This window comes from Pseudomonas viridiflava, assembly GCF_001642795.1.
GTDB lineage: Bacteria > Pseudomonadota > Gammaproteobacteria > Pseudomonadales > Pseudomonadaceae > Aquipseudomonas > Aquipseudomonas viridiflava.
This window is the reverse complement of sequence record NZ_LKEH01000025.1, coordinates 123,619-134,368: the sequence shown is the minus strand read 5'-3', so window position 1 is coordinate 134,368 and position 10,750 is coordinate 123,619. Positions and strand designations below refer to the sequence as shown.

General features: G+C 58.8%; 9 protein-coding genes. 8 read left to right on the top strand and 1 reads right to left on the bottom strand.

Annotation, left to right across the window (positions count from 1 at the left end; translation table 11 throughout):
* Nucleotides 1–140: 140 nt before the first annotated feature.
* Complete coding sequence (locus tag AO065_RS11295) at nucleotides 141–602, bottom strand: hypothetical protein (RefSeq protein ID WP_004884093.1); 462 nt, start codon at nucleotides 600–602, stop codon at nucleotides 141–143.
* 124 nt (nucleotides 603–726) lie between these two features.
* Between AO065_RS11295 and AO065_RS11290 the strand changes: the two genes are divergently transcribed.
* The 8 genes from AO065_RS11290 to AO065_RS11255 all read left to right on the top strand — a co-directional run bounded on the left by AO065_RS11290 (nucleotide 727) and on the right by AO065_RS11255 (nucleotide 10,722).
* The gene (locus tag AO065_RS11290) at nucleotides 727–1,356 is read left to right on the top strand and encodes a DUF1780 domain-containing protein (RefSeq protein ID WP_004884092.1); all 630 of its coding nucleotides are present in this window, start codon (nucleotides 727–729) and stop codon (nucleotides 1,354–1,356) included.
* Nucleotides 1,353–1,898 (top strand): MOSC domain-containing protein, encoded by a 546-nt coding sequence (locus AO065_RS11285; protein WP_004884090.1) that lies wholly within the window; start codon nucleotides 1,353–1,355, stop codon nucleotides 1,896–1,898. Before AO065_RS11290 ends, AO065_RS11285 begins: the two co-directional genes overlap by 4 nt.
* A 13-nt stretch (nucleotides 1,899–1,911) precedes the next feature.
* Nucleotides 1,912–2,085 (top strand): DUF3094 family protein, encoded by a 174-nt coding sequence (locus tag AO065_RS11280; protein ID WP_004884089.1) that lies wholly within the window; start codon nucleotides 1,912–1,914, stop codon nucleotides 2,083–2,085.
* A 63-nt stretch (nucleotides 2,086–2,148) separates the two neighbouring features.
* Nucleotides 2,149–3,447, top strand: coding sequence for an NAD(P)/FAD-dependent oxidoreductase (locus AO065_RS11275; protein ID WP_004884087.1), 1,299 nt, complete (start codon nucleotides 2,149–2,151; stop codon nucleotides 3,445–3,447).
* A 370-nt stretch (nucleotides 3,448–3,817) separates the two neighbouring features.
* Nucleotides 3,818–7,852, top strand: a complete 4,035-nt coding sequence (locus AO065_RS11270) for a Pls/PosA family non-ribosomal peptide synthetase (RefSeq protein ID WP_004884086.1) — start codon at nucleotides 3,818–3,820, stop codon at nucleotides 7,850–7,852.
* A 51-nt stretch (nucleotides 7,853–7,903) separates the two neighbouring features.
* Nucleotides 7,904–8,455 (top strand): 4'-phosphopantetheinyl transferase family protein, encoded by a 552-nt coding sequence (locus AO065_RS11265; RefSeq protein WP_004884085.1) that lies wholly within the window; start codon nucleotides 7,904–7,906, stop codon nucleotides 8,453–8,455.
* 309 nt (nucleotides 8,456–8,764) lie between these two features.
* On the top strand, nucleotides 8,765–9,358 hold the full coding sequence (gene cysC, locus AO065_RS26610) for an adenylyl-sulfate kinase (protein ID WP_004884084.1): 594 nt from the start codon (nucleotides 8,765–8,767) through the stop codon (nucleotides 9,356–9,358).
* Nucleotides 9,355–10,722, top strand: coding sequence for an FAD/NAD(P)-binding protein (locus AO065_RS11255; protein ID WP_004884083.1), 1,368 nt, complete (start codon nucleotides 9,355–9,357; stop codon nucleotides 10,720–10,722). The genes cysC and AO065_RS11255 overlap by 4 nt, the downstream gene beginning before the upstream one ends.
* Nucleotides 10,723–10,750: the final 28 nt, after the last annotated feature.

The window sequence follows — 10,750 nt, the reverse complement described above, 5'->3', positions numbered from 1 at the left end:
TTCATCGCCGGCAAGCCGCCTCCCACGGTCCGGTGTTTGCTGCGCGACAGCGCTACGTCGAAGACGTGGTGCCGCCTCCCACAGGGTATGCATTCAGTCAGATACTTTCGTTTTGCCCCGGCAGGATCACACCTCCTCCGTTACGGCTTCTCCAGCGCCGCACGCAACGTCTCGGCACTCCCGAACTGTTGCTGAGTCACCAACTGCCCATCGCGCAATTGCAACCACAGGACTTTATCCTCGTCACCCGCGTACTGCGGCACGATGCGGGCTTCGCGGTCGAGCATGACGCGGTAGGTGTAGTCGCGCATTTTGGGGATGGCGAACATTTTGGCGATGATGGTTGGCATTTTCTGGATGTCGGCCACGAAGACGGTGTTGCGCGCTTCGAGAAAGCCCTTGGGTTTTTCCGCCAGCGCGGCGTTGACCAGTTTGGCGGCGTCCATGCTTCTGGCGACCAGCAGGGTTTGCGTCTGGTTGTTGAGGGTATAGGGCTGATCGTACTGATCGAGCAGTGTCCATGGCGCCAGGCGCTCGCCGGTTTGCAGGGCATTGGCCGTCAGCGGCAGCAGGGCCAGGAACAGCAGGGGCAGAAATTTCAACGGGGCACTCCTCGAAAAGGTACTGTTTGCCAAAGGGCGGTTACGGCCGGTCAAAATGAAAGCCAGTTTACACCCACACATTCTCTCTTCCAGTGACGGCGATTAGAACGCTAAGCTTGAGCCTATGGATGACTCAGACTACTTACGCCTGTTGACGATCCAGGCCGAACAAGCCAACGCCTTTCTTTCCAATGCGCGAAAGTGGGAGCGTGAGCGGTGGGTTTGTCAGCGCCTGCTGCAGGGCCTGAACATCCCGCATCGCAACGAAGACTTCACGCCTGCAGGCCAGGAGCCGCCGGACGTGCTGTTTCGTGACGCCTGCTTCGAAGTGTTTTTCGTACTCGACGAGGGTCGCCGTCTCAATGACGAGTGGCGCGAGGAGTTGGAGCGACGACGCAGCGCCTTCTCCCTGAGCCAACTGGTGCGCCGTGAGGCCAAGCCCAAGCGCATCCCAGCCTCCGAACTGCTGCGACGCCTCGCCCCCACCCTGCGCAAGAAATCCCACAACTACCGTGAACGGGGCCTGGACCTCGGCGAGCTGGACATCATTGCCTTCGCCAGCCTCAAGCGCGAAGTGCTGGACCTCAACAGCCATTTCCCACCGCCCACCGAGTACCTGCGTCAAGGCTGGCGCTCTCTGTCACTGGTGGGGCCGACCTTTGCCCGTGTATTGTTCGCGCACCCGGATGCCCCGGACTTTCTGCGTACCAATCTGGGCCGCAGTGTCGTTTTCGATGTTGGAATCAGTTTATGAGCCCGTTACAGGAACTGCTGGCCGACGTCCCGCAGCACGGTCGTGTGCGCTGGATCGGCGTGCGGCCCGAATCACGTGTCGACATGATCGAGCTGGATGCCGTGGAAGCGCGCCGCGAAGCCGGACTGACCGGTGACCACTCGCGCCCCGGACCGCGTAACGCCCGGCAGGTCACGCTGATTCAGTGGGAACATTTGGCTGTGGTCAGCTCTCTTCTGAACAGGTCGGCGGAAAATCCCATCGTGCCTCAGGACCTGCGCCGTAACCTGGCGATCAGCGGCATCAATCTGTTCAGCCTGAAGGGACGCCGTTTCAGGATCGGCCAGGCGATTTTCGAGACCACGGGCTGGTGTCAGCCTTGCGCGCGCCTTGAGCAACGGCTCGGCCATGGGACCTTTCAGGCGGTGCGCGGGCATGGCGGAATTACCGCCCGAGTGATACAAAGCGGAATCATCCGGCTGGACGACACGCTTCAGGTCGAACCGCTGGAAAGCACCGATTCATGGCCTCCTGCCAGGCAGTACGCGCGAAACGAAACGTAAGACGAGACATAAAATGAGCAGCCGTCTGAACCCGGACGACCAACGGCGTGTCGAAGAATACCTTCAGACGCCCCAGCACCAAGTCGAGCGCAGGCCTTTCCGGCCTTGGCTGCTCCTGATCATGCTGGTGGTCGTGGTCATCGGACTGGGCCTGCTGAGCCGTTTTCTGAGCCATCTGACGCTATGAGCTGCCTTGCGCTCGCGAAGATCGAGCTCCTCCCGAATTCCTTAAACCTTCTGAGTAATCCTTATGACTCATCGTATTGTCATCGTTGGTGGAGGCGCTGGCGGTCTGGAGCTGGCTACCCGTCTGGGTAAAACCCTGGGCAAGAAAGGCACGGCCAGCGTCACGCTGGTGGACGCCAACCTCACCCACATCTGGAAGCCGCTGCTGCACGAAGTGGCGGCCGGCTCATTGAACTCGTACGAAGACGAGCTCAACTACGTGGCGCAAGCCAAATGGAACAACTTTCAGTTCCAGCTGGGGCGCATGACCGGTCTTGACCGCACCAGCAAACAGGTGCATCTGGCCGCCACGCTGGACGAGAACGGTGCCGAACTGGTCCCGGCACGCAGTCTGGATTACGACTCTCTGGTTCTGGCAGTCGGTAGCACCACCAACGACTTTGGCACCAAGGGCGCTGCGGAACACTGTCTGTTTCTCGACACCCGCAAGCAGGCCGAGCGTTTCCACCAACAACTGCTCAACCACTACCTGCGTGCGCATGCCGGTCAGGCGGACGCTGCCCAGGAAATCACGGTTGCCATAGTCGGAGCCGGTGCGACAGGCGTTGAGTTGGCGGCCGAGTTGCACAACGCAGCCCACGAACTGGCCGCTTACGGGCTGGGTCAGATCAAGCCGGAAAACCTGCGCATCACCGTGATCGAAGCAGGCCCGCGGGTTCTGCCGGCGCTGCCCGAGCGCATCGGTAGCCCGGTCCACAAGACCCTGAACAAGCTCGGCGTGACGGTGCTGACCAACGCTGCGGTCAGCGAAGTCACGGCCGACAGCCTGATCACGGCAACCGGTGAGGTCATCCCTGCAACCCTGAAAGTCTGGGCGGCAGGCATTCGTGCCCCGGCATTCCTCCATGAGCTGGACGGACTGGAAAGCAACCGCATCAACCAGCTGCAGGTGTTGCCGACTCTGCAAACCACTCGCGACGAAAACATCTTTGCCTTCGGCGACTGCGCCGCCTGCCCGCAAAAAGGCACCGACCGCAATGTCCCGCCTCGCGCTCAGGCTGCACACCAGCAGGCCTCATTGCTGGTCAAATCCCTGCGCCTGCGGATCGAAGGCAAGACGCTGCCGGAATACACCTACAAGGACTACGGCTCGCTGATCTCACTGTCCAGCTTCTCGGCGGTGGGCAATCTGATGGGCAACCTGACAGGCAGTGTCATGCTCGAAGGCTGGTTGGCGCGGATGTTTTACGTGTCGCTGTACCGCATGCACCAGATGGCGCTTTACGGCATGTTCCGCACGCTGATGCTGATGCTGGGCAGCCGGATCGGCAAAGGCACCGAGCCACGGATGAAGCTGCACTAACAGATCGTGATCGGGCATGCCGATGTTCTGCATTGGCATGCCTTCCCGGATATCTCCGTGTCCTGCGGAGCCTCCTGAACAGAACTCCCTGGCCTTGAATCACCGATTCAAGGTTGACCTTACCCGCCTCTTCTTCTCCCCTCACCTTCACCACACCGTTCAAGCTGCGTACAGCCAGTGCTTGCCATATTTGCCTGGCCAGCATGTTCTGTTGCCATCGAAGCGGTCCGGCCAAAATGTATCAAACCTGACACACGCCGGACGCTTGGCCCTACACGACGCACCTCACATTCTGGTTGATCCGCCTCTGTGCTCATAACGACAAGCCCCTCACGGGCATCTTTTTCAGACGAGCGAACGACCTGCTGCCATGAACAACATGAACCCGTTGAAGACCTTCCAGAACGAGCCCTTGCTGGATGTGATGTACGGCCCGATGCAACCGGAGTTGCTGCGCGAGGAGGTGCTGGCCGATTTACTCGAAGCCACGGCGCAGCAATATCCCGAGCAGATAGCGCTCATTTTTGGCGAGCGTCGGCTCACTTACCGTGAACTGAACCGGCAGGCCGATCAGGTGGCGTCGGCGCTGATTCAGGCAGGCGTAAAGCCTGGCCATATCGTCGGGCTCTGGTTGCCGCGAGGCATTGAGCTGCTGGTGATGCAGGCCGGTATTGCCAAGACCGGTGCCGCCTGGCTGCCGCTCGACCTGGACACCCCAGTGGATCGCCTGCAAATCTGCATCGAGGACGCTGGCGCGACAGGTGTGGTCTGCAATCAATCCCTTGGCATCCTGTTGCGTGATACCGGGCTGACCGCATGGACTGCAGAAGCGTTGCTGATGCCAACCGATTCAGCCCCGATGCGCCGCAGCGGCGCTTTGCCGGATCATCCGGCCTACGTCATCTACACCTCAGGCTCTACAGGCAAGCCCAAGGGCATCGTGATTTCCCAGCGCAGCATCTGCCACTTCCTGCGCAGCGAAAACGCGGTACTCGGCATCCGTGCGAGCGACCGCATCTACCAGGGCTTCTCGGTCGCGTTCGACATGTCGTTCGAGGAAATCTGGATTGGCTATCTGGTAGGCGCAACCCTATGGATTGGCCCCAAGGAAACCAGTGGCGATCCCGAGACCCTGCCGCGCCTGCTGAATGAACAGCAGATCACCGTTTTGCATGCGGTGCCGACGTTACTGGCCCTGTTCAGCGAAGACGTACCGAGTCTGCGGCTGATCAATCTGGGCGGCGAAATGTGCCCCGAGTCGCTGGTGGATCGCTGGTCAAAACCGGACCGGCAGATGTTCAACACCTACGGCCCCACCGAAGCCACGGTGTCCGCCAGTCTGGCGCGACTGTCGCCCGGCCGCCCGGTCAATATTGGCCAGCCGCTGCCCAACTACGGCCTGCTGATCATCGCCCATGATTCACAGGTTGGCAGCGAACACCCGCCCACGCTGTTGCCACGCGGACAGACCGGCGAGCTGTGCATCATCGGTCCCGGTGTTGCCGAAGGTTATCTCGGGCGCCCGGACCTGACCCGGGACAGGTTCATCCCCAACCCGTGGTCCATCGGCCATCATGACGCCCGCCTGTATCGCACCGGGGATCTGGCGCGTATTGACCATGAAGGGCAGGTGCATTGCCTGGGTCGTGCGGATGATCAGGTCAAGATTCGCGGTTTTCGTGTCGAACTCGGTGAGATAGAAGCCTTGATGGCGCAGGAACCCGGCGTTGGCACTGTAGCCGTGCTGTTGCGCAACGATAACGGGCTCGATCAACTGGTCGCCTATGTGGTGTGTGACGATGCGCCGCCAGCCGCATTCACGAGCCGTCTGCGCAAGGCGCTGCAGGCACAGCTTCCGCCCTACATGGTGCCGAATCAGTTCGAGCTGCTCGAGTCCATGCCGCGCCTGATGTCCGGCAAGATCGATCGCAAGGCGCTCAAGGCGCGTCCGTTGAAAGTCGATGATGCCGGAGCCGAATCCGATGTCGCTGAAACGCCCGGCGAAGTTGCGCTTTTCGCAGCGTTGGCCGCGTTGTTTCCAGGCGTGCCGATCCGTCGGCATGCCGACTTTTTTACCGATCTGGGCGGGCATTCCTTTTTTGCCGCCCGACTGGCCTCCGCACTGCGCGCCGACCCGCGCTTCGCGCACATTACCGTGCGCGACATCTATCAACAGCGGCGGGTCGACGCCATCGCTGCCGTTCTCGAACAGACGCCTCAAGCCAGCGTTGAATCCGCGCCATGGACGCCACCTTCAGCCTGGCGACGCTGGCGCTGCGGCGTAGCGCAGGCACTGGCGCTACCAGTGATGGTCAGCCTGCGCATGTCACAGTGGCTCGCGCCATTCTTCACGTATCACTACCTGACCGGTTCACCGGACGACTCCGTCGCCTTGGCCACGCTCGCGTCGGTCGTGGTGTTCCTGATCGCCACCATTCTGCAGTTCATGATCGCGCTGTCAGGTAAATGGCTGATCGCCGGCCGCCTCAAACCCGGCGTCTACCCACTGTGGGGCATGACCTACTTTCGCTGGTGGGCCGCCGATCGCATGGTCGAGTCGGCACCGACCTACCTGTTGAGCGGGTCGTCACTCTACCCGGCATGGCTGCGTGCGCTGGGTGCAAGGATCGGGCGTGACGTGATCATTGGCGGCGCGGTAGTACGCAGCCCCGACCTGCTGCAGCTCGATGACGGTGTCAGCGTCGGCAACGGCGTCAGCTTTGAAAATGCACGCGTCGAACGCGGCCAGTTGCATCTGGGCCAGATCACGTTGCAGGCCAACGCCTGCGTCGGGTCCTACGTGATCATGGAAGGCAATACCGGCGTGGGCCCACTGGGTCATCTGGAGTCACAGTCTGCACTGGCAGAAGGCCGCGAAGTGTCCGCAGGTCGTATTTGGCAGGGCTCACCGGCGCGCGATGTCGGCTCGTTCGACACCCGGAACCAACCTCAGCGGCCTGCCGTGAGTAAAAACCGTCTGCGCGCAGAAACGCTGTTCTTCACAGCAGGCATTCTGTTGATCGCTACGCTGTTTTTCATTCCGGTTTTCCCCACCTTTTTCCTGATGGACTGGTTTGACGCACAGCACGTATTGCCTTGGCTGGCCGGCACGAGCGTAGGCAGCCAACTCGCCCGGTACTTCATGCTGGCCTTTCCGGCGAGCGCAGTGCTGATTGTCGCGACGGCACTCGCATCGGCTGCCTTGCGCTGGATTGCCCTGCCCCGACTCAAGCCGGGACGCTACGCCGTGCACAGCAACACCTATTGCGCCAAATGGCTGATCAGCCACATTCAGGAGGCGAGCCTTAACGTGCTTTCCGGCATCTACGCGACGGTGTACGCGCCTTTCTGGTACAGGCTGTTGGGCGCAAAGGTTGGCCGTAATGCCGAAATCTCCAGCGCTCAGGGTGTGATCCCCGACATGCTGACCCTGGGTGATGAAACCTTCATCGCCGATGCCGTGATGCTGGGTGACGAACGCATCGACGGCGGCTGGATGACCCTGCAGCCGACCGTGATCTCCAACCGCAGTTTTGTCGGCAATGGCAGTTACATCGCGGACGGCACCGTGCTGCCCGAGAACGTGCTGATCGGCGTTCACTCCAGCACGCCGCCCAACAATGAACTGGCAGATGGCGACACCTGGCTCGGCTCGCCACCGATCAACCTGCCCGCGCGCGAGCAGGCCAGTGGTTATCCCGAGTCGCTGACGTTCAAGCCCTCGGTACTTCGACGTCTGGCGCGAGGCTTGATCGAGGGTATTCGTATCGTTACGCCAAATGCCGTGATGATTGCCGTCGGCTACACCGTCATGCTGGACCTCATGCCCCTCACTGAGGAAGGCCGATGGGGCGCCGTTATGGTCTATCTGGCGTTGATCGGTCTGGCTTACAGCGTGGGCAACTTCTTACTGGTAGCTGGCTTGAAGTGGTTGCTCATCGGCAGATACCAAAAGCGTGCCACGCCAATGTGGACTCCGTTTGTCTGGCTGTCCGAAGGGATCACCAGTCTTTACGAGGGCATGGCAGCGCCGCACTTCATGCGGTACCTGCGAGGCACGCCGTGGCTGCCGCTGGCCTTTAACCTGCTCGGCTGCAGGATTGGCCGAGGCGTTTACATGGACACGACCGACATTACTGAATTCGACTGCGTGAACATTGGCGCGGACAGTGAACTGAATGCCGGTGCCTGCCCGCAGACCCACCTGTTCGAAGACCGGGTGATGAAAATCGACCAGGTGAACATCGGCGAGCGGGTGTACATGGGACCACGCAGCGCCGTGCTTTACAGCGCAGACGTAGGCAACGACGCCCACCTGGGCTCGCTGACGCTGGTCATGAAAGGCGAAAACATCCCCGCGCTCAGCCGTTGGGCGGGGTGTCCGGCGGCGCCTGCCAAGGCATGAGTCTTTAAAGCAGCCAAGAAAGCTCTCGGCACTAGCGAGGTTGTTCAGTATATGAGCAGCAATCTGACGATATGCCAGAAAAACCGTAACGTACTTCTAGTCCGCGTTGAGCTGGAGCGAAACACCACGAGGGCAGAGGCGCGGGTGAGCATCCGGGCACACCTGTGCGACGCCCTCGTCAACTGGCTTGGCGTAGGCTCTGAAACGATCACGTTCATCAACTTGCCCGGACAAGCTCCTCGAATCATGATTGATGATTTGCCGGAGCCTGGATTGTCCATCAGCCATGAAGCCGGGTTATCCCTTGCGGCCGTCAACCTTCAAGGCCCGGTCGGGGTCGATCTGGTATATGTGCAAGAAATTCCAGACTGGCATTTGGTCGCACGAGACTATCTAGGCCCGACGACAGCCAGTAGGTTGCTGGCCACTCCAGCGGCAGTGCGCCCATTCGCCTTCGCAAATGCCTGGTGTCAGCATGAAGCACTTTCCAAGCTGAACGGCCAGCCGCTTTCAGAGTGGAAAGAGCATCTGGATCTGGCAGGAAATATCTCAAGGATCGACTTGCCGATGCCTTGGCTGGGCGTGTTGGCTTTGCCAAGATGACAACCCTTCATAAACAAGAGGCTTCCTTGGAACGCATCGGCCCAATGAGTCCTCTCACACATGAGAAGACGATCACACAGTGGGCATCGCACTGTGCCTTTTGACAAAACTTTCATATTGATTGCAAGACAATATCCCATACCAAATATTTATGGTTTTAACGATCTTGCTGGCAATCGGCCACAGATTTTGAGGAAAAGTCTTACATCATACAGCGTGAAAAACTCTGATATGATTTCCTTAAACGGCCTTTATGATTCCACTTTGCCACTGACCTTCAATTTTCACTGCTTCCAATAACGAGAACACATGTCCGAAAATCTCATTGCTCATGCTTTCAGTGTTGATCAGGCGCGTCGAAGTGCTCTGAAGCAACAACGGCCAGCCGTAATCTGGTTCACGGGCCTCAGTGGGGCAGGAAAATCCACAGTGGCCAATGCCCTTGAGCTGGCGCTGACTGATGCAGGCCGTCACACGTATCTGCTCGATGGAGACAATATTCGTCTGGGTCTTTGCCGTGACCTTAGTTTCACCGACAAGGATCGTGAAGAAAATATCAGACGTATCGCAGAAGTCGCCAAACTGTTTGTAGATGCCGGGATAATCACGATTAGTGCATTTATCTCTCCTTTTCTTCGTGACCGTGAACTGGCCAGAAAAGTTATCGGCGAGCACAACTTTATCGAAGTATTCATTGATACGCCCTTGGCCGAATGTGAACGCCGCGACCCGAAAGGTCTGTATGGCAAAGCGCGTCAGGGCCTGATCAAGAATTTCACCGGCATAGATTCTGCTTACGAAGCCCCCGTGTCGCCCCATATTACGATTAACACGCTTGAGGAAAGTCTTTCGGACGCAACTACCCGCCTGATGGAGTATCTCGCCAAGCGAGAACAACAATGAAGACATTGGTCATCATTGGTTCAGGCTTCAGTGGGACCGTTACGGCAATCGAGTTTTTACGGCGACGGGCAGGAGAAGTGCAACTTGTCATCGTCAACCGTTCAGGCTCCATGGCTCGCGGTCTCGCTTACGGGACCAATAGCTCTCAGCACCTGCTCAACGTTCCTGCGGGTAACATGACAGCGCTTGTGGATGAGCCTGACTCCTTCCTTGACTACTGCCAGGCGATGTATCCAGAGTCAGCCGGGCATTCGTTTATGCCACGCAAGCTCTACGGACAGTATCTGCACACGCTGCTGGACACTGAATTGAAGCAGCGTAGTGAAACTGCACGCCACGTAGTCGCTGAGGTGACGCACATCGAACGCAGTGGTGAATGCGCGCTACTTTATTTGAGCACCGGAGAGGTACTGAAGGCCGATCACGTCGTACTGGCTTTCGGAAACTTTTCTCCCCTCAAGCCCGCGCTGATGAAAGCCCCGGAATTGCAGGATCACTACCATAATGACCCATGGGCAATATCCAAACAAAACCCGATAGCTCCCCAGGATCCGGTCCTGTTATTAGGCAGTGGCTTGACTGCACTGGATGTACTTGCCAGTTTGAAACAAAACGAACACCACGGAGCCATTTACATGCTTTCGCGTAGAGGCCTTCTGCCGGTTGCACATAGAAAAATGAAGCAACCAGGCCTCAATGTGAGCAATGTGAATGACACGTTACTAAGTGGACCTGCGACAGTGCTGACCTATCTCAGATCAATACGCAGCCTCATCGAGACCCATCGATGCGACGGTATAGACTGGCGGGACATCCTGGCGACTTTAAGACCCATTACGCCCAGCCTCTGGAAACGACTCCCCGAACCGGAACGCAAGCGCTTCCTGCGTCACCTTCAACCGTTTTGGGATGTACACCGCCATAGAGCCGCCCCGCAAACCTACAGTACGTTTGAGGCAGGACTGGAATCGGGGCAAGTGACAGCCATCGCGGGAAGGCTGACCGATGTCAGGCACAGCGCAGGCATGCTGGATTTGACTGTTCGAACCCGAAAAGCACAGCAGACCCTGCTGATCAGCGTGAGACATGTCATCAACTGCACGGGCCCCAACTCTAACCTGGCACACATTGACGAGCCATTTATCACGGGGCTTATAAACAATGGCACCCTAGTCCCTGACAGGCTCGGACTCGGGCTCCAAACAGATGACCAACTGGCAGTGGTCGACCAGCAGGGCCACCCATCAGACTGGCTGAGCTATGTGGGTCCAATGCTTAAGGCAGGCTGGTGGGAAGCTACCGCAGTTCCAGAGTTGCGTCAGCACTCGAGAAACCTGGCAATCAGGCTGGCGGACTCGCTTTGAAATGTTCGCCAAGTCCTGGCTGAGGCTC